This is a genomic window from Enterococcus sp. AMC1157, from assembly GCF_058216555.1.
In genome coordinates this window covers 2,567,914-2,587,307 of record NZ_CM177099.1, presented here as the reverse complement: position 1 = coordinate 2,587,307, position 19,394 = coordinate 2,567,914, and the positions used below count along the sequence as shown (strand labels likewise).

Sequence of the window (19,394 nt, the reverse complement as noted above, 5' to 3'; positions counted from 1 at the left end):
TAGTCCGTTTGCTTTTTTTACACTCATTTGCAATCACTCAATCATATTGAGTTAAATCCCAATTTTCTATTACACGATTTAATTTTGCATCATACTCTGGATCAGTCGCATATTTGCCAGTCAATGCTCTTGTGGCCTCTTGATAAGAAGCTGCATTCACTCGCCAAGAGCCTTTGTAAAAATCAGCATTGCCACTCAAGCCATTTGCCAACAATTTTGCATTGTCTAATAAAGAATCCGAAACTGTCGCATATTTTCTAAAAGTTGCTGGTAAAGTGACCCTTACCCCATTAACAAATTCATCTGAAGGAATCTCATAGGCTTCAAATCTACTACTGTCTGATCTTGAATATTTGATACCAAATAAATTATTGGCTTCTCTCGCTAATTGACTATCTCCATAACCAGATTCCAAAGCGGCTTGGGCAATCATCACCGAGGCATATAGCCCATATTCATTGGCCAAATCTTGGGCTGCTGGAGCAATTTCTTCGATAAAGGTTTCGTTATTAGTCCATGTTGCTCTAGCCGTTCGTTGGATGCTGGCTGCTTGTCGAATAGCTGCACTTTGATTTCGTTGTACTCTAGCACTGCCACCACTATTGGGACCAGCAATAAAATGTTTATCTGGATTTTGTACAGCATCGACATCACCTGACATGGTTCCACTACTAACATCTACGACTACATCAGAAACGGTTTTTTGTTCAGCTTCTACATCCGTTTCTGATTCGTCTTCTGATTCATTTGTAGCTGCTTTCTCATCTTCACTATTCGATTGTAAAAAAGATTTACGGTCACTTTTTTCTAACGCTGATTCTTCAACATAACCAACCCACTCATCTTGCTCGTCATACAATTCATAATAAATATCTCCATTATAATGATGGTACATCGCTTTTGCACGAAAAGTACGATCAATTAACGCCTCTGTCTCTTGGTCAAAGTCCCAAGAAAAATCTTGGTATAATTCTCTATTTTCGATTACTTTGACGTAACGCCTAATGGATCGAGCAATTCCTTCTGCCCCATCGGCCTCTGTAACGCTTGATTGATCTATATATCCCACAAATCCACTAGTATCATACAATGCCAAGTAAGTCATAATCCCTTTTGTTTGTTCTTCTTCTACACGAAATGTTTGATTTAATTCAACTGGTGAATCTTTAATCATCGTTTTTCCATAATCTTGGTAAAGGGTAAAATTTCGTTTTGAAATACTGACATATTTCGTTGGAATTTCTTCTGCCAAAACAGGATATATCCTAAATTCTTCATGAAAGAATTGCTCTCCAAATATTATTCCCATTCCCATCAAAAAAATGATAGTCATTTTTAGCCATCGTTTATACAAATTAACTATTCCTTTCTAACTTGCACTCTGTCTACACTTTACATGAAACACAGGCAAAAGAAAACCAGAAATTTACTTAATCATACCAAATAAAAGAAGAACGTTGATTAATTTGAAAATGATAGGTGCTAATTTCTACCTCTTTAGGCTCTTCGACTGAGAATAGGTCATCCTTGATCAATTCTTTTAAATCGTAAATTTCACTCTGATCATTCATTGTCCGTAATAATTTATCTGCAACTAAATTACTGGCTTTCACCACGTTTTTATAGGGACCTTGTGTTTTTATTGGATTTAATAACGTTGCCTCTGAATTTTGTAAATCTACAAAATAATAGCCCATTCCTTTAGAAAAAGAAGTCAAATAATGGGTCGCATCGACATCTACTTTTAAATATTGTCGAACATCCGCTTCAAATAACAGATAACGATCATTCACAAAAAAATTTAATAGATTTTTTCTTAGGTAGGTAAAACGATCGTAATAACTGAAGGGACTCAAATAATAGTCACTGTAACTATGTGGCAAAGAAAATTCCGGATTTGAAAAAATCATCTTGAATTCTCCTGTATTTAAATCAAATCGAATAATCGCAAAAGATTTACTGCTCATACGTGGTCGTCCTTTGCTTTTTGAGTTACCCTCTTCATTTTTTTAGGGTTTTACAAAATAGATAAAATGATCATAAAGAGCTATCGCAGGGATAAACAATTCTTCTGATTTAATTAAATGATATTCATAAAGATATTCTTTTTCGTGATTAAAAACTAGTAACGTATTTCTAGCATCTCGTAAAAATAGAACAACAAATTTTTCGTTGACCATTACTTTGTTTATCAAAACCTCTAAAGGATTTTCAAAAAGTAGCTCCTCGGAAACTTCAGCAAATACTGCTTCCTTTTTTGTTTCAATATCCCACAAATATAGTTTGTTTCCAAATGGAATATATAGTTGTTTATTATAGTAACCATATGTGCTTAATGTTTCTTGTTTAAAGTGTAAGTCTAATCCCTGATTAAACCAATTTTCGTTTTCAAATAACTTACGTCTCTGGGCATTTTTTTCCTCTTCTTGTGGTAAGCGATAATCGAATGTGTCAATACCGATATTCGCCAAGTGGCTATGTATATCTATAGTGTTTTCAGATGCTGTCATTTCTGGATCCATCTCTTCTCCTCCTTTCAGTTTATATTCTTTACTAATAAAGAAAATTTATATCCTTTACTTACTATTTATCGGTTGTTTTTGATAATTTTCTATCTTTTTGTTCAAAAAAAATGTACAGTACGTTATTTTCAGACAGAAAAACTGATTATCTCACACTTAAGAAAAACACAGCTTATTTTTCAAAAAAAAAAATCCTCACAAGATGCTTATCCTGTGAGGAACTTTTTTTCTACTCAGCTTCTTCAGAAAACTGACTATTATATAAATTCGCGTAAAATCCGCCTTTAGCTAACAATGTTTCATGGTTTCCTTGTTCGATAATTGACCCTTGATCCATAACTAAAATTAAATCTGCATCACGAATCGTTGATAGGCGATGAGCAATTACAAAGCTAGTTCGGCCTTCCATGACTTTATCCATGGCTTTTTGAATCAATGCTTCTAAACGAGTATCCACTGAACTTGTTGCTTCATCTAAAATAAGAATTTTCGGATCTGAGATGACGGCACGAGCAATAGTCATTAATTGTTTTTGTCCAAGAGAAACATTGTCTCCTTCAGAATTAATTTCCATTTCGTAGCCTTCAGGCATGGTACGGATAAAGTGATCCACATTTGCTGTTTTAGCTGCATCCACTACTTCATAATCGGTTGCACCTAATTTACCAAAACGAATATTGTCTGCAATACTTCCTTCATACAACCAAGCATCTTGTAATACCATTCCAAACAACGAACGGACATCACTACGGGTCATTTTTTTCGTATCAATGCCATCAATTTTAATTGCTCCTTGATTGACATCGTAAAAACGCATCAACAAGTTAATTAACGTTGTTTTACCTGCACCTGTTGGACCAACTACTGCCACCGTTTGTCCAGCTTTAACCGAGAAGTTTAAATCTTGAATTAATGGTTTGTCTGGACTATAAGAGAAACTTACGTTATCAAATTCAACATTTCCTTCTACTTTTTCAGGTACTGGAATGTTATAATCATCCGTTTTCTCTTCCGTTTCATCCAAAATTTCAAAGACACGAACAGATGCGGCAGACGCACTTTGCAATAACGCAGACAATTGAGTAATATTTCCTAACGGTTGACTCACTTGCCAAATATATTGAATAAAGGCTTGTAATTGTCCAACAACAATTACCCCACCCATAACATAAAAGCTTCCTAGAATCGCAATCACGATATAAGCTAGATACGCAGTCATTTGAACTAGTGGCATCATCAAACCTGAAATAAATTGAGCTCTTGTACCATAATGTTGCAATTCATGGTTAACCACTTTAAAGTTTTCCAAGGTTTGTTTTTCACGACCATACACTTTTAACACACTAAAACCAGTCATATTTTCTTGGGCAAAGCCATTTAAACTTCCCAAAGATTCTTGCATGCTAGTAAAATATTTTTGTGATTTCGCTACGACATAACGTGAAATTAAAATCGCTGCTGGAATCATAATAATCGCCAACAATGCCATGCGAGTATTGATGTAGAACATCATGAAGACTGCCATAATAATACTTAAAATCGCATTTACAATACCGATTAAAGCTTGTTGCATCGCTCCACTTAATACATCCACGTCATTAGTTACACGAGATAAAACATCTCCTTGTTGATGAGTATCAAAATAAGAGACTGGCAAACGATTAATTTTCTTATCAATATCTTGACGCAAGTCACGCATCGCTGATTGAACCACATTTGTAATCAAAATACCTGAAGTTAATTGTGAGGTTGCATAGCCTAAACCAACGATAAAAATCCAAACTAATGTCGTTTTGATATAAGAAAAATTAATTCTTTCTCCTGCAGCCACATTTCGAGCAATTTCAGTCGTAGGTAGACCTGTTACATAAGGCATTGCCACATTAAAAACCACCGTAGCAACTGTAAAGAAAAGAACTAGCCCAAAAGCAATCTTGTATGGCTTAATGTAACGAAAAATACGTTTTAATGAATTGATAGATTTCATTTGGCTAATTCCTCCTCTGATAATTGTGATGCAGCAATATCATAATAAATCGAACAGTTTTCAAGTAACTCTCTGTGGGTACCTATGCCCACAACATCCCCTTCATTTAAAACAATAATTTTATCTGCATCCATAATTGTTCCTACACGTTGAGCAACAATTAGCGTCGTTGATTCTTTTGTTTCTTCTTTTAGACGCGCACGTAAATTAGCATCTGTAGCATAATCCAGTGCGGAGAAACTATCGTCAAAAATAAAGATTTCTGGTTCACGAATGACCGCACGAGCAATAGCCAAACGTTGACGTTGTCCACCTGAGAAGTTGCTTCCACCTTCTGAGACAGGAGTATCATACCCTTCAGGCAAGCGAGAAATAAATTCTGCCGCTTGGGCAATATCAATTGCTCGATCCATATCTTGATAATTGGCATCTTCTTTTCCGTAGCGTAAGTTTTCAGCAATCGAGCCAGTAAACAATAACGCTTTTTGAGGAATAAAACCAATTTTATTGCGCAAAGCATCTAATTGATACTCACGAACATCCACACCATCAATCAATACTTCTCCATGACTTACGTCAAAAAAGCGTGGAATCAATTGAATTAAGGTTGATTTCCCACTACCAGTACTTCCAATAAATGCTACTGTTTCACCTGGTTGAGCAGTAAAGCTAACATCGCGGATAACTGGCGTTTGAGAAGGACCAGGATAAGCAAAGGTTACATTCTTAAATTCGATAAAACCTTTTGTTGTAGTTTCTGTCACACCATCTGGTACATCTTTAATTAGTGGCTCAATATCAAAAGCTTCTTGAATACGATTAGCTGAAACAGCTGCACGAGGATACATCATAAATACAGTAGAAAACATTAAGAACGAGAACAATGCATGGAAAATGTACTCAATAAAGGCAATTAAACTACCTACTTGTAGTTCTCCATTGTCAATTTGTACACTACCTGTCCAAATAATTAACATCATAACGATATTAAACAAAAAGAAAAAGGCCGGCATTGCCATCGACATTAAACGAAATAGCTTTTTCGAGCTTGTTGTATATTTTTCATTCACTTTGTCAAAACGAGCTTCTTCAAATTTTTCATTAACAAAAGCGCGAACAACACGCAATCCAGATAAATTTTCACGTAGAATGGCATTGATTTTATCTAAATTATTTTGTTGCTTTTTAGACAATGGTTCAGAAGTTCGAGCAATCCAAATGACTCCTAGTAATAGGAATGGTAACGCACCTAGTACATAAAAACCTAATGAGGTACTAGAACGAAAAACCATATACAAACTAGTCCCAAACATTAACGGTGCCATAAAACCAGTTCGTAAGATATTTTGCATAAACAACATAATTTGATACGCGTCATTGGTTACACGCGTAATTAAAGACGATACACCAATTTGTTCGTATTCATTATGAGAATAACCTTGAACTTTTTCAAACAAATCATCACGAATATCCGCTGTCATTTTTGAAGTAATTCGTGTGGTAAAGTAGCCAAGGAAAATATTCATAATAATTCCGACAACGACAATTCCAACCATCGCTAAACCAATTCTAGTAACATACTCACGATCATTGTTGACAATCCCTACATCAATCATTCTTGCCAATAGTGTCGGCAAGCCAAGTTCGATTAAAATAAAACCAAACACGCAAATGAAATTAAGTAATAACCACTTTTTATTTCTAATTGCGTAGCGAAACATAAGTTTCAAAAAAATCACTCCTTATATATTAGATTTTAAAAAACGAAAAATTTAAGTCATAAACCTTTTTTTTCTATAATTACTCCCAAAATTTCAACGAAAAAAGTTCTCCCTCAAATTGTTCAATTAATCTAAATATAGCACAGGAAAAAATTTAAAAAAACTTTCAGAACCTTTTTTCTGAAAGTTACAGGATTTTTTCATCATTCTTTAATTTTCCAAGGTTTTATAGTGGTAATACACTCTTTTTTTGTTTAAATAATTCTCTCCCATTAAAAAAAACGTTCTTATTAGTTTTAAAAATAATCACTAGTGTTGCATAAAAACATTTTAGAATATTCTGAAAAGTCGGTTTTCTGAAAATAGGTCAAAAGAAACTGTGCTGACGCAGAGGATGACTTTTTCCAGAAAATTTTTTACTTGTTATTCAACTGAAAACCAAAAGTAACGAACCATTTTTCCTCTTTCTCAGGTGGGAATTAACTTTTCAACCCAACATTCAAAGGGCCGAAATAGTAAATAACGAAAGAAACGTTTGATTTGGAACACCGATTTTTTCGTTTTCGTCTCCAATTTGACGAGAAACGTAAGGAGAGCGGAAATCATGGTTAAAATCAACTGACTCTGCACGCCTTTTTCACTTTGAGAAAAGAACGTTTTACTGGTCATGTGTTGTTTGATGTGTTTGAAAAACAATTCGATTTGCCAACGAGCGTGATACATATCGGAAATCTCTTTTGAAGAGACGTCCATTCGATTGGTAATAAATTGAAATTCACGTCCACTTTTATCTTGAATAGTAACTAGTCGGAAATTTGCGGTCAGATAGGTTTTAGAACCTAAACGAACGAGCTCATCTCGTAGAATTTCTGCTTCCGACGATTTCTCCAGGGGGTCTATCACGTGAACGTTGGTATTTTTCTTGATCCGAGTGACGAAGAAATAGCCGTCCCAATGCATCTGATCCATTTTTTCAAAATCTAAGTAGCCACGGTCAAAAACGTAGGTCGCTTCAGGTTTGTTCACCAGCAAGGGTAGTTGATTGACATCATGTTCACGAGCATTCGTTAAGGTAAAATCAGTAGGATACATCGTAGTATCATCCATATAACAGTAGTTTAAGTGCAATTTAATCCCTGACTTGGTTTTCCGAAAAGTCGCCCATTTGTGGCGATTGAGACTCAGAGAAAACGTACTGGAATCAATTAGATACAGACTATTTCGCTTAGTTGGCTTGATTTGATGTTGGACTTTTTCTAACAGTTGTTGGAAAATTTCCTCTAATATTTTGGGTTCAAGGGCATTAAAGGCACGAGACAATTGGGAATGACTAATGGTTGTCACATCGGTTTCAACTTGAAGGGATTCGTTGATAAGAGACGTGCTCAAGTCACGCAAGCTCTCTTTTTCTTCGTTAATGCCGTAGAGAAAAAGCTTCAAGACGGATTCAAAAAAAAGCTTTTTACGATACGCATTGTAGTGAATAACAAATTTTTTTGAGTAAACAGAAAGATTTTCTAAATTTATGGCAGAAAACCATTTATTAAATGCAGAATTTGTTTTATACTTATCCATGCTTTGGTCCTTTTTATTGGTCTTGGATAAGTCATCCAAGTGCTAGTATAAAGGATTTTTTTGTTTCATGGAATAGGTTATAATTTTAATGCAACACTAGTGAAAAATAATAAAGGTTACTTTTTGTTTTATTTACAGTCCAAAGTTAGCGAAATCTGAAACTTTCAAAACAAAATGCCAAAAGATTTTGTCGGTCTCTCACAATGACTGCTCTTTTTCGAACAGATGGCTTGTAAGTTTCGTTTTCTTGTCCAGTTATAAATAGGAATATTTTTCGTTAATTAGAAACGTTTTCTTCTTTCTTAGTTTCTATACTTATTCTGATTTCTGTGATAAACTAATACAAAATGGTCTTTTAAATAGTCAATATTTTTTGTCTAGGAAGATCCACTCGGTTGAATTTTCAGGTTAAACATTCGGAAAGCAACGACAGGCTTTCTCTTTTTTTCTCACACCTTGTCTGAAAAAAAGTATTTTGCGGAACTCTTTTTCCGTACAGGTCTCTGATTTCGTTGACCTCGAGTTTGTTGTGTCACAAAATTCAAACAAAAAAATTAATAATCTGCATGACGCAGACAAAGGAGATAGAACCATGATTTTTAAAGTTTTTTATCAAGAAACAAAAGAACGTAACCCAAAGAGAGAACAAACACAATCTATTTACATCGAAGCAGAAAGTGAAGTAGCTGCACGTCAATTAGTCGAAGACAATACCCCATATAATATTGAACTTGTCTACGCATTAGAGGGAAATCATCTTGAGTATGAAAAAGAAAATACTGATTTCCAATTAACGGAGTTTTAGAATGAAAGTATCTCTTAAAAACAACGAAACCGGTGTTTTCGGTATTGGAGGATTAGGAGAAATCGGAAAAAACTGTTATGGGGTACAATTTCAAGATGAAATTATCATCATTGATGCAGGGATAAAATTCCCTGAAGATGAACTTCTTGGGATTGACTATGTAATTTCTGATTATAGCTATATCGTTCAAAATATCCAAAAAGTAAAAGGTCTAATTGTCACTCATGGTCATGAGGATCATATCGGTGGAATTCCTTATTTACTTCGCCAAGCAAATATTCCAATTTACGCTGGACCATTAGCACTTGCTTTGATTACCAACAAATTGGATGAGCATGGTTTATTACGAGATGCCGAACTACATGAAATTCATGAAGACACAGTAATTCGTTTTAGAAAAACATCTGTTAGCTTTTTTAGAACGACTCATAGTATTCCTGATGCTTTAGGTGTTGTTGTTAAAACGCCTTGTGGGAATATTGTTGCTACGGGGGACTTTAAATTTGATTTCACTCCAGTGGGCGAACCAGCAAATCTGCACAAAATGGCAAAAATTGGTGAAGAAGGCGTACTTTGTCTTTTATCTGATAGTACCAATGCGGAGATTCCTACTTTTACCAAATCAGAAAAAACAATTGGTGCTTCAATTGTCAAAATTTTTGAAAAAATTGAAGGTCGAATTATTTTTGCAAGTTTTGCCTCCAATATTTTCCGTTTACAACAAGCGGCAGATGCTGCTGTAGCTACTGGACGAAAGATTGCTGTCTTTGGTCGTAGTATGGAAAATGCCATCGTTAATGGAGAAAAATTAGGCTACATTAAAGTGCCACCAGGAACATTTGTGGACGCCAGTGAAATTAATCGTTTACCGGCAAATGAAACAATGATTCTTTGTACCGGTTCTCAAGGGGAACCAATGGCGGCCTTAAGTCGTATTGCCAACGGTACTCACCGCCAAATTCATGTTCATCCAGATGATACGGTCATCTTTTCAAGTTCACCAATCCCTGGAAATACAACCAGTGTTAATCATCTAATTAACTTGTTATTAGAAGCTGGTGCTGAAGTCATTCATGGTAAATTGAATAATATTCATACTTCTGGTCACGGTGGACAAGAAGAACAAAAATTAATGTTGCGTTTAATGAAACCTAAATACTTTATGCCTGTGCATGGTGAATTTAGAATGTTAAAAATCCATACACAACTTGCCCAAGATACTGGTGTTCCTAGAGAAAACTGTTTTATCATGGAAAATGGTGACATGTTAGCTCTAACACCTGACTCAGCACGTATGGCCGGTCAATTTAATGCTAGCGATGTTTATGTTGATGGTAGTGGAATTGGTGATATTGGGAATGTTGTATTACGAGATCGTCGCATTCTTTCTGAAGAAGGTCTGGTATTGGCTGTTGCAACAATTGATATCGAGAAAAAAGAAATTTTAGCAGGTCCAGATATTCTTTCTCGTGGCTTTGTGTATATGCGTGAGTCTGGAGAAATGATTAGCGAAGGACAAAGTATTTTATTCCATGCTTTGCGTGAAGCTTTGTATCAACCAGACTGTAGCGAATATAAACTTCGCGAAGCAATGTCTGCCGCACTACAACCATTCTTATATGAAAAAACTGAACGTCACCCAATGATCTTATCCATGATTATGACATTGGATGAAGAGTAATGAATCAAAACCGACAGCCGGTGTCTAATTTGACATCTTCTGTCGGTTTTTTTGTTTTTTTCTAACAGTGGACCATTCTACCGTTTGAGTTTTTCGTTCTTTCGAACAGTGGAACCAGCCACCGTTTGAATTTTTCTTTTTTTTAAACAGTGGACCATTCTACCGTTTGAGTTTCTCATTTTTTTAAACAGTGGAACCAGCCACCGTTTGATTTTTTCGTTTTTTCGAACAGTGGAACCAGCCACCGTTTGATTTTTTCGTTTTTTCGAACAGTGGAACCAGCCACCGTTTGAATTTTTCTTTTTTTTAAACAGTGGACCATTCTACCGTTTGAGTTTCTCATTTTTTTAAACAGTGGAACCAGCCACCGTTTGATTTTTTCGTTTTTTCGAACAGTGGAACCAGCCACCGTTTGATTTTTTCGTTTTTTCGAACAGTGGAACCAGCCACCGTTTGATTTTTTCGTTTTTTCGAACAGTGGAACCAGCCACCGTTCGAGTTTTTCGTTTTTTCAAACAGTGGAACCAGCCACCGTTCGAGTTTTTCGTTTTTTCAAACAGTGGAACCAGCCACCGTTCGAGTTTTTCGTTTTTTCAAACAGTGGAACCAGCCACCGTTCGAGTTTTTCGTTTTTTCAAACAGTGGAACCAGCCACCGTTCGAGTTTTTCGTTTTTTCAAACAGTGGAACCAGCCACCGTTCGAGTTTTTCGTTTTTTCGAACAGTGGACCGATTCGTCAGCTAGTTTCTTACTTTTTAATACAATAAAAAAGCTAAAAGTGGAAATACCACTTTCAGCTTTTTGGTTTATTATGCTTTAACAACGTTTGTAGCTTGTGGGCCACGATCTGAATCCTCAACATCAAATGATACAGCTTGACCTTCTTCTAAAGTTTTGAAGCCGTCAGTTTGGATAGCTGAAAAGTGTACGAATACGTCACTTCCATCTTCACGTGAAATAAAACCAAAACCTTTTTCTGCGTTAAACCATTTTACTGTTCCTTGTTCCATTTTAAGAACCTCCTCGTGCTGATGCACTTAAATAATTGTAACTTTGCTCGCCAACGATAGAGGTGTCACAGTTGTTTCAACATCTATGCTCAAACAAGATTACAAAGTGTATTTTACACTTGCTGTTATTTTTTTGCAAGCGTTCTTCTAAATTATTATTCCCAAAATCCTTCTTCTCGCAAACTAACATAGCCTTGATTTCCTACAATCAAGTGATCCAATAACTCAATTCCCATCATATCTCCACATTGTTGCAACCTTTTGGTAAATAAACGGTCGTTTTCACTTGGTCCTGGAGCACCAGAGGGATGATTATGTGAACAGATAAGACGAGCCGCGCTACAACGAACTGCTTCACGAAAAATTTCTCTTGGATGAGCAATAGATTGATTCAAAGAACCAATAAAGATCGTTTTTCGATGAATAATTTCATTTTTAGTATTTAAATAAAGACATACTAGATGTTCTTGATGGCAATCTTTAAGTTCATCAATTAATTGTTGAGCAATACCAAAACTGGATTGAACTCGACCATATTTTGGTTGATTGGTCTGATGGACGCGACTGCCTAACTCCATCATCGCTTTTAATTCAATTGCCTTGGTTTGACCGATTCCTCGAATTTCCTGTAGTTCAGTTAAACTGGCTGTCTTTAATTCATACAAATTAGGAAATTCTGCTAATAGTAAGCCTGCCAATTCTAAAACATTATACGGGGCTGAACCCGTTCGTAATAAAATAGCTAATAATTCTTGATCGGATAAAGCTTTTTCACCAAAACTCATCATTCGTTCTCTCGGCAGAGAACTAATAGGTACTACAGTTTCTTTTTTCATCTAAAAAACTCCTTTACGTCTATTCATTAATAGATACGCAAAAGAGTTTCATTTTATTTATTTTTCTAAAAAATTTGGAACTTCTAGCAAAGAATTTAGAATAGTTAAGGACTTTGCTTTTAATTCTGGTGTCGGCGCTAGTAAGTCTGGAATCATAATCACATCTATTCCTGCACTATGAGCAGCTAAAACACCATTTTTTGAATCTTCTAAAATGAGTAGGTCTTCTTTTGGCAAAGCTAAAAATTGATGAGCCTTTTCAAAAATTTCTGGATCAGGTTTGGCACGACTCACATCTTCAAAAGAGATCACTTGGTCAAATCTTTTAGCTATATTTTTCTTCTCTAATAAGATATCAATTATTTGGCGTTGATTACTAGAAGCAATCACTCGTGGAATTTTGTTTTGGTCTAGGTAATCCAGTAATTCAAGAACGCCTGGTTTTAGTTCTGCTAGACCCGCTTCAAACAATTCTATTCCTCGATCAAAGGCTCGGTCAATAAATCTAACAACTGCCTCTCTGCCATGAATTTCATCGTAAAATTCATGATAGGCTTCCCATAATTCTTCATCAGAAACACCAATGTATTTTTCATAGATACTAAAATCATAGTTGAATCCCATAGCATCCGCTACTTCTTGAGTTGCTTGATAATACAACTGTTCTGTGTCAAAAATTAAGCCATCCATGTCAAATATAATCCCTTTTTTTGTCTTCATCTCATCCTCCAATAGTTTGTAATAGTTGTCTTACTTCTGATACGAAATAAAGTGAACCTGTCACTAAAATTAAATCTTCACTACTTGTTCTTTCCAATAAGTCTGCCAAACCAAATTGCCATAAAGAAGCAACCGTTATTCGGCTTTCATCAACATTTTGATAGTTTTTAGCTAAGTCTAAAGCCTTTGGATATTCAAAGGAAGTTAATGTAATTTCACTGTTTGGTATTTCCAGTAACTGTTCCAACATTTTAGAAATATCTTTGGTTTCCAATGCTGAAAATAAAATATTGATATGGTAGTTGTTAAATTCTCGCTTCATATTTTCTACCAATCGTTTCATGGCGTGTTCGTTGTGGGCACCATCTAAAATAATTAGTGGTTCTGAACTCATTCGTTCCATGCGAGCCGGCCAAAATGTTTTCTTCAATCCGTCACGAACTTCTTTTTCTTTAAAAGGTACGGATTTCAATTTACAAAATAAATAAAAAGTTTGAATTGCTACACCAGCATTTTCGATTTGATGTTGACCTAAAAGTGAAGTTTTTAATTCGGTTAGTTTTCCTGCTTCATTATAAAAATCAAAAATTTCTCCCCATTGTGAGTCAGGATTACGATAAGCAACCTCATATTCTTGATTAAATCGATATGTTTGGGCTTGTTTGTCTTGAGCTTGGGCTTCGATAACCGCTAAGGCTTGTGATTGAATATTTCCAGTAACTACTGGAATACCCGTTTTAATAATACCCGCTTTTTGAGCAGTAATTTCTTCAAGTGTGTCACCTAAAATGTCTGTGTGATCCATGCCAATTGTTGTAATAGCTGTCAACATCGGTTCAACGACGTTGGTACTATCTAGAAGTCCACCAAGTCCCACTTCAATCACTGCTACATCTACTTTTTTTTCAACAAAGTACATCAAACCCATTGCTGTTAAAATTTCAAATTCAGTAATTCCTGAAACTGCTTCTTGTTGATCTAATTGTGCAATTAAAGGTTGGATTTGTTCAACTAAAATGACCAAATCATCATCTGGAATGGCTTTTCCGTCAATTGCAATCCGTTCATTAAAGCTTTCAATATAAGGCGAAGTAAAAGTCCCTACCGTTAAGCCTGTTTCTTGAATAAGTGCTCGCAAGTAACTCACGGTTGAGCCTTTCCCATTGGTTCCGGCCACATGAATCGTCGGAACTTTTTTCTCTGGATTTTCCACTAATGCTAAAAGTGCTTCTATTCGATCCAATCCTGGACGTGAACCAAAAGCTAAACGACTATGAATCCATTCAATTGCTTCCTCTATTGTTAATGCCACAACGTTTCACCTAATTTCTGTCAATATTTACTATGCTATCTCGCATCATTATAGCAAATTTATTGAATAGTTGCTCTTGATGCCAATTAATTTTTATAAAAATAGTAGCCACTTACCAGAAACATATTCTTGTGTGAGAAAAAATTGGAGAATCTAGTTCAAGGGTAGGCTTTTGTTTCAAAAATCTGCAATAATCGAACACAAATCTTCACTTTTGTTTCAAAAATAGCAATAATCAAACACAAGTCTCAGTTTGTGTTCCAAAATCTGCAATAATCAAACACAACTCTTGGCTTTTGTTTCAAAAATAGCAATAATCGAACACAACTCTTCACTTATGTTCCAAAATCAGAAAAAATCGAACACAACTCTTCGCTTGTGTTCCAAAATCTGCAATAATCGAACACAAATCCATCCCAAGCTATCTTACCAACCATTCGTTCACTACAACTCCTCAAAAAAAGAGTAGGGCGCTAAGGTCCTACTCTTACAAAGTTAAATTGTACGCAATTGGGCGATTCTCTCTTCCACTGCTTTTTGTTTTTCAAGGTAATCGGCTTCTTTTTCACGTTCTTGTGCAACGACTTCATCAGGAGCATTTGACACAAAACGTTCGTTAGACAATTTACCTTGTACGCGTTTAACTTCTTTATTCCATTTGTCTAATTCTTTTTCCAAACGAGCGATTTCTTCTTCAATATTAATTAGACCTGCTAATGGTAGATAGATTGTTGCACCAGTTAAGACAGCTGACATTGCCAACTCAGGAGCTTCCAAGCTACTATCAATCACTAATTCTTCTGGATTACAGAAGCGGTCAATATAATTTTGGTTGCCTTTTAAGAAGGTATCAATCGCTTCATCGCTTGTTTGAATCAACAAAGTGATTGGTTTAGATAATGGTGTGTTTACTTCTGATCGGATATTACGAACTGAACGAATCAATTCCTGCAATACTTCCATCCCTTTGGCTGCTGTTTCATCAGTTAATTCAGCTTGAACAGTTGGGTAGGCAGCTACCACTAAGGAATCTCCTTCATGAGGAATTTTATTCCAAATTTCTTCTGTTACAAATGGCATAATTGGGTGCAATAAGCGCAAAATTTGATCTAAAGTATAAACAAGCACGCTCTTATTGACTTGTTTTGCTGCTTCGTTTTCACCATAAAGGGTTTCTTTACTCATTTCGATATACCAGTCACAGAAATCATCCCAGATGAAATTGTACAATTGACGACCAGCTTCACCAAATTCAAAGCGATCAAATAAATCAGTAACTTTTTCAATGGTTTCGTTTAGACGAGTCAGAATCCAACGATCGGCAACTGATTTTTCACCAGAAAAATCAATATCTGAAACGGTCATGCCTTCCACATTCATCAATACGAAACGAGAAGCATTCCAAATTTTATTGATAAAGTTCCAAGCAGCATCCATTTTTTCGTAACTAAAACGCATGTCTTGCCCTGGAGCGGAACCGTTTGATAGGAACCAACGCAAGGCATCGGCACCATATTGATCAATCACTTCCATTGGATCAATTCCGTTGCCTAAAGATTTACTCATTTTACGGCCATCTTCTGCACGAATCAAACCGTGAATCAATACATTGTTAAATGGACGTTGATCGGTAAATTCCAAGCTTTGGAAAATCATCCGACTTACCCAGAAAAAGATAATGTCGTAACCAGTAACTAAAGTATTGGTTGGGAAATAACGTTGGAAATCGGTAGACTCTTCATCTGGCCATCCCATTGTTGAAAACGGCCATAAAGCTGAACTGAACCAAGTGTCCAAAACATCTTCATCTTGTTGCCAGTTTTCACTGTCCTCTGGCGCTTCCATTCCGACATACATTTCGCCGGTTTCTTTGTGGTACCAAGCAGGAATTTGATGTCCCCACCATAATTGGCGAGAGATTACCCAATCATGAACGTTTTCCATCCAACGCAAGAAAGTTTGATTAAAGCGTGGTGGATAAAATTCAACGGCATCTTCAGTGGCTTGATTTTGAATCGCTTCTTCTGCTAAAGGTTGCATTTTTACAAACCATTGCGTAGATAAGCGTGGTTCAACGACAACACCTGTACGTTCAGAATGTCCCACACTATGGCTCATTTTTTCAATTTTTACTAAACGTCCTAACTCTTCCAAATCTTTAACGATTTGTTTACGGGCTGCAAAACGATCCATGCCAGCATATTTACCCGCTAACTCATTCATTGAGCCATCTTCATTCATGACGTTCACACGAGGTAAGTCATGACGATTACCAACTTCAAAGTCATTTGGATCATGGGCAGGAGTAATTTTCACGACACCTGTTCCAAATTCCATCTCCACATATTCATCAGCAATAATTGGAATTTCTTTATTAACTAATGGTAAAACGACATTTTTACCAATCAAGTCTTGGTAGCGTTCGTCTTCAGGATGAACAGCAACGGCGGTATCTCCTAACATGGTTTCTGGACGAGTCGTGGCAATTTCCACAACGCCTGAACCATCGGCTAATGGATAGCTCATATGGTAGAAAGCACCTTCGACATCTTTATGAATCACTTCAATGTCTGACAAAGCAGTACGAGCTTGTGGATCCCAGTTGATAATGTATTCCCCACGATAAATTAAGTCTTTTTCATAAAGAGTTACAAAGACTTTACGAACGGCATCTGATAAACCATCATCCAAAGTGAAACGTTCACGACTATAGTCTAAAGACAAACCTAGTTTCGACCATTGTTCACGAATGTGCCCAGCATACTCTTCTTTCCAATCCCAAACTTGTTCCACAAATTTTTCCCGACCTAAATCGTAACGAGAAATTCCTTGTTCACGTAGCTTTTCTTCTACTTTCGCTTGGGTTGCAATTCCCGCATGGTCCATTCCTGGTAACCAAAGCGTATCAAAACCTTGCATCCGTTTTTGACGAATAATCATATCTTGTAAGGTTGTGTCCCACGCATGTCCTAAGTGAAGTTTTCCGGTCACATTGGGTGGTGGAATCACGATAGAGTAAGGTTTCGCCTCTTTATCTCCATTTGGTTTAAACAAATCATGGTCTAGCCAATTTTGATAGCGGCCAGCTTCAACCTCTTGTGGTTGATACTTTGTCGATAAATTATTATCTGACATTTCTTTTCCTCCTAAAAATCTTCTGTTTATTTATCAATGTACGTATGAAGTACATTTCCTAATTTTTGAATTCCGATAGTAATTTTTTCTTCTGGCATATTAGAAAAATTCAAGCGGAAGGTATTTCGCTTCTGGCTGTTAGGATAAAAAGTTTCCCCACTGACAAAAGCAACTTTTTCTTGTAAACAATCTTGCAAAATTGGATTCACATCTTGATTATCTGGCAAAGTTACCCAAATAAATAAACCGCCTTCTGGATGAGTATAACTGACAGCCTCAGGAAAAGAAGTCGCCATTTGTGCCAACATTGTATCTCGACGTTTCCGATACAATTCGCGGATTTTCTGAATGTGTTGATCGATGTCAAAGTGAGTTAAGTAAGTTGCAATCTCCCTTTGCGCTTTGGTATTACTGTGTAAATCGGTCCCTTGTTTCATAATTGTGTATTTTTGCAGAATCTCTTCATCGCCGGCAATCCAACCAATTCGATACCCTGGACAAAAGATTTTTGAAAAAGTTCCCGTGCAAATGATATTTCCCGATTGATTAAAATGAGCAATCGATGGCAAGGTATCGCCTTCAAAACGCAATTCACCATAAGGATTATCTTCCAATACCGGTAATTGGTATTTTTCCGAAAGGTCAGCTAATTGTTGACGACGTTCCAAATTCCAGCTCAGTCCAGTGGGATTTTGAAATTCAGGAATCACATAAATCAATTTCGCTTGAGGATACTCTTGGATTTTCGCTTCTAAATCCGCCATTACCATGCCCTCATGATCGGTGTCAATTTCAACAAATTCACAACCGTATGCTCGAAACGCATTTAAAGCAGCTAGATAAGTCGGACTTTCGCAAAAAACGACATCGCCTTCATCTAGAAAAATTTTTCCCGTCAAATCAATCGCTTGTTGGGAACCACTGGTAATTAAAATATTCTCTTGGGTAAAATTCGTCTGCAAACGTTGATTCATCCGCTGAGCGATCCAGTTTCTCAAAGGCTCAAAGCCCTCTGTTGTACTGTATTGCAAGGCTGCCGCTCCATCTTCCTTTAGTAAAATCTCATTGGCTTTGGCGATTTCCGCAATTGGGAATAATTCCGGTGCGGGCAAACCTCCGGCAAAGGAAATAAAATCCGGTTGTTCCGTTAGCTTTAATAACTCGCGAACTTCTGATGATTGAATGTCTGATACTCGTTTAGCAAATTTAATCGGCATATTTTTCACACTCCTATGAACAAAACCCAGCAACAAACAAAAAAGCCCTAAAATGCACAATGCATTTTAGGACGTAATTTACGCGGTACCACCTAATTTGTAGAGACCTGCTCTACCTCTCGATAGTGAGTTAACGGTCACTACTCGTTTGATTCTACTCTCTTTTCAAATCAAAGACTCCCAAGCTACCTTCACTAGTGACTATTGAAAATCTTCCACCACTTGATTTTCTCTCTATAAACAGCACGGCTAGTTACTCCTCTTGTTCTTCGCCTTGACTAATTCTACAATGAAGTATTTTGAAAGTCAACTTTAGGCTAATGCTTTGGCTGCTTCAATCGCTTTAGCATAATCAGGTTCGTGGGTCATATCAGAAACGATTTCCACATAACGAATGACACCTTCACCATCTAATACAAAAATCGAGCGAGCATAACGATTCACATCAGAAATAATTAAGCTATAACTTTCACCAAAAGTATTTTCTGGGTCGTGTAACATAATCATGTCAACACCTTCTTGACCGCACCATGCAGCTTGTTCTTCTTTGGTATTGTTAGAAATAGTAGCAAAGTTAATTTCTGTTAGTTGACTTGCTTCGACATTAAATTGTTTTGTTTGCAAGGCACAGACACGAGTATTGATATCTGGAACGATACTCAAAATTGTTGGTTTACCAGCAAATTCTGCTAGCGTGTGTGTTTGATCTTGCAAATCCTTCAAAGCAAATGCGGGCGCTTTTTCCCCAACTGTTGGTTGTGTTCCTGGTACTTCTAATACATCTTCTCTACGAGTAATTTTCATCTAATATACACCTCTTAATTCTTTTAAAGTATTATTTTACATTGGCAAAATTGACAATGTTCTTTTAAC

Annotated in this window: 15 protein-coding genes and 1 other annotated feature; of the genes, 2 read left to right on the top strand and 13 right to left on the bottom strand. The window is 36.3% G+C overall.

The window, feature by feature from the left end; genetic code table 11:
- Positions 1 to 37 precede the first annotated feature (37 nt).
- The 6 genes from AC4BBX_RS12610 to AC4BBX_RS12585 form a co-directional block, all read right to left on the bottom strand.
- A complete protein-coding gene (locus AC4BBX_RS12610; protein ID WP_490454164.1) occupies positions 38 to 1,333 on the bottom strand; it encodes a glycoside hydrolase family 73 protein in 1,296 nt (431 codons plus the stop codon).
- Between the two features lie 97 nt (positions 1,334 to 1,430).
- Positions 1,431 to 1,967, bottom strand: a complete 537-nt coding sequence (locus AC4BBX_RS12605; RefSeq protein WP_490454163.1) for a hypothetical protein — start codon at positions 1,965 to 1,967, stop codon at positions 1,431 to 1,433.
- Positions 1,968 to 2,009: 42 nt separating this feature from the next.
- Complete coding sequence (locus tag AC4BBX_RS12600; protein WP_490454162.1) at positions 2,010 to 2,522, bottom strand: hypothetical protein; 513 nt, start codon at positions 2,520 to 2,522, stop codon at positions 2,010 to 2,012.
- A gap of 229 nt (positions 2,523 to 2,751) precedes the next feature.
- Complete coding sequence (locus AC4BBX_RS12595; protein ID WP_490454161.1) at positions 2,752 to 4,509, bottom strand: ABC transporter ATP-binding protein; 1,758 nt, start codon at positions 4,507 to 4,509, stop codon at positions 2,752 to 2,754.
- On the bottom strand, positions 4,506 to 6,239 hold the full coding sequence (locus AC4BBX_RS12590) for an ABC transporter ATP-binding protein (RefSeq protein WP_490454160.1): 1,734 nt from the start codon (positions 6,237 to 6,239) through the stop codon (positions 4,506 to 4,508). The genes AC4BBX_RS12595 and AC4BBX_RS12590 overlap by 4 nt, the downstream gene beginning before the upstream one ends.
- Before the next feature lie 459 nt (positions 6,240 to 6,698).
- Positions 6,699 to 7,805 (bottom strand): IS4 family transposase, encoded by a 1,107-nt coding sequence (locus AC4BBX_RS12585; protein WP_313628041.1) that lies wholly within the window; start codon positions 7,803 to 7,805, stop codon positions 6,699 to 6,701.
- Positions 7,806 to 8,397: 592 nt separating this feature from the next.
- Here AC4BBX_RS12585 and AC4BBX_RS12580 point away from each other — a divergent pair.
- Together AC4BBX_RS12580 and rnjA are read left to right on the top strand one after the other, a co-directional pair.
- Positions 8,398 to 8,610, top strand: coding sequence for a DNA-directed RNA polymerase subunit epsilon (locus tag AC4BBX_RS12580; RefSeq protein WP_490454159.1), 213 nt, complete (start codon positions 8,398 to 8,400; stop codon positions 8,608 to 8,610).
- 1 nt (position 8,611) lies between these two features.
- Positions 8,612 to 10,291: a ribonuclease J1 gene (gene rnjA, locus AC4BBX_RS12575; protein ID WP_490454158.1), complete on the top strand. Its 1,680-nt coding sequence runs from the start codon at positions 8,612 to 8,614 to the stop codon at positions 10,289 to 10,291.
- Positions 10,292 to 11,100: 809 nt separating this feature from the next.
- On the opposite strand, the gene AC4BBX_RS12570 is transcribed toward rnjA, so the two are convergent.
- The 7 genes from AC4BBX_RS12570 to tpx form a co-directional block, all read right to left on the bottom strand.
- Positions 11,101 to 11,301, bottom strand: coding sequence for a cold-shock protein (locus AC4BBX_RS12570; RefSeq protein WP_490454157.1), 201 nt, complete (start codon positions 11,299 to 11,301; stop codon positions 11,101 to 11,103).
- Positions 11,302 to 11,456: 155 nt separating this feature from the next.
- Complete coding sequence (gene radC, locus AC4BBX_RS12565; protein ID WP_490454156.1) at positions 11,457 to 12,137, bottom strand: RadC family protein; 681 nt, start codon at positions 12,135 to 12,137, stop codon at positions 11,457 to 11,459.
- A 57-nt stretch (positions 12,138 to 12,194) separates the two neighbouring features.
- Entirely contained in the window at positions 12,195 to 12,857 is a 663-nt protein-coding gene (locus tag AC4BBX_RS12560; RefSeq protein ID WP_490454155.1) for an HAD family hydrolase, read from the bottom strand.
- A 1-nt stretch (position 12,858) separates the two neighbouring features.
- Positions 12,859 to 14,169, bottom strand: a complete 1,311-nt coding sequence (locus AC4BBX_RS12555) for a bifunctional folylpolyglutamate synthase/dihydrofolate synthase (protein ID WP_490454154.1) — start codon at positions 14,167 to 14,169, stop codon at positions 12,859 to 12,861.
- A 495-nt stretch (positions 14,170 to 14,664) separates the two neighbouring features.
- Positions 14,665 to 17,304 (bottom strand): valine--tRNA ligase, encoded by a 2,640-nt coding sequence (locus tag AC4BBX_RS12550; protein ID WP_490454153.1) that lies wholly within the window; start codon positions 17,302 to 17,304, stop codon positions 14,665 to 14,667.
- Positions 17,305 to 17,330: 26 nt separating this feature from the next.
- On the bottom strand, positions 17,331 to 18,521 hold the full coding sequence (locus AC4BBX_RS12545; protein WP_490454152.1) for an aminotransferase-like domain-containing protein: 1,191 nt from the start codon (positions 18,519 to 18,521) through the stop codon (positions 17,331 to 17,333).
- A gap of 64 nt (positions 18,522 to 18,585) precedes the next feature.
- Positions 18,586 to 18,800, bottom strand: a binding site (T-box leader).
- A gap of 33 nt (positions 18,801 to 18,833) precedes the next feature.
- On the bottom strand, positions 18,834 to 19,325 hold the full coding sequence (gene tpx / locus AC4BBX_RS12540) for a thiol peroxidase (protein WP_490454151.1): 492 nt from the start codon (positions 19,323 to 19,325) through the stop codon (positions 18,834 to 18,836).
- Positions 19,326 to 19,394 lie beyond the last annotated feature (69 nt).

Excerpts from the sequence above, each read along its gene's own strand:
- AC4BBX_RS12610 (WP_490454164.1), bottom strand. The coding sequence starts at position 1,333 with ATGACTATCATTTTTTTGATGGGAATGGGAATAATATTTGGAGAGCAA.
- AC4BBX_RS12605 (WP_490454163.1), bottom strand. The coding sequence starts at position 1,967 with ATGAGCAGTAAATCTTTTGCGATTATTCGATTTGATTTAAATACAGGA.
- AC4BBX_RS12600 (WP_490454162.1), bottom strand. The coding sequence starts at position 2,522 with ATGGATCCAGAAATGACAGCATCTGAAAACACTATAGATATACATAGC.
- AC4BBX_RS12595 (WP_490454161.1), bottom strand. The coding sequence starts at position 4,509 with ATGAAATCTATCAATTCATTAAAACGTATTTTTCGTTACATTAAGCCA.
- AC4BBX_RS12585 (WP_313628041.1), bottom strand. The coding sequence starts at position 7,805 with ATGGATAAGTATAAAACAAATTCTGCATTTAATAAATGGTTTTCTGCC.
- AC4BBX_RS12580 (WP_490454159.1), top strand. The coding sequence starts at position 8,398 with ATGATTTTTAAAGTTTTTTATCAAGAAACAAAAGAACGTAACCCAAAG.
- rnjA (WP_490454158.1), top strand. The coding sequence starts at position 8,612 with ATGAAAGTATCTCTTAAAAACAACGAAACCGGTGTTTTCGGTATTGGA.
- AC4BBX_RS12570 (WP_490454157.1), bottom strand. The coding sequence starts at position 11,301 with ATGGAACAAGGAACAGTAAAATGGTTTAACGCAGAAAAAGGTTTTGGT.
- radC (WP_490454156.1), bottom strand. The coding sequence starts at position 12,137 with ATGAAAAAAGAAACTGTAGTACCTATTAGTTCTCTGCCGAGAGAACGA.
- AC4BBX_RS12560 (WP_490454155.1), bottom strand. The coding sequence starts at position 12,857 with ATGAAGACAAAAAAAGGGATTATATTTGACATGGATGGCTTAATTTTT.
- AC4BBX_RS12550 (WP_490454153.1), bottom strand. The coding sequence starts at position 17,304 with ATGTCAGATAATAATTTATCGACAAAGTATCAACCACAAGAGGTTGAA.
- AC4BBX_RS12545 (WP_490454152.1), bottom strand. The coding sequence starts at position 18,521 with ATGCCGATTAAATTTGCTAAACGAGTATCAGACATTCAATCATCAGAA.
- tpx (WP_490454151.1), bottom strand. The coding sequence starts at position 19,325 with ATGAAAATTACTCGTAGAGAAGATGTATTAGAAGTACCAGGAACACAA.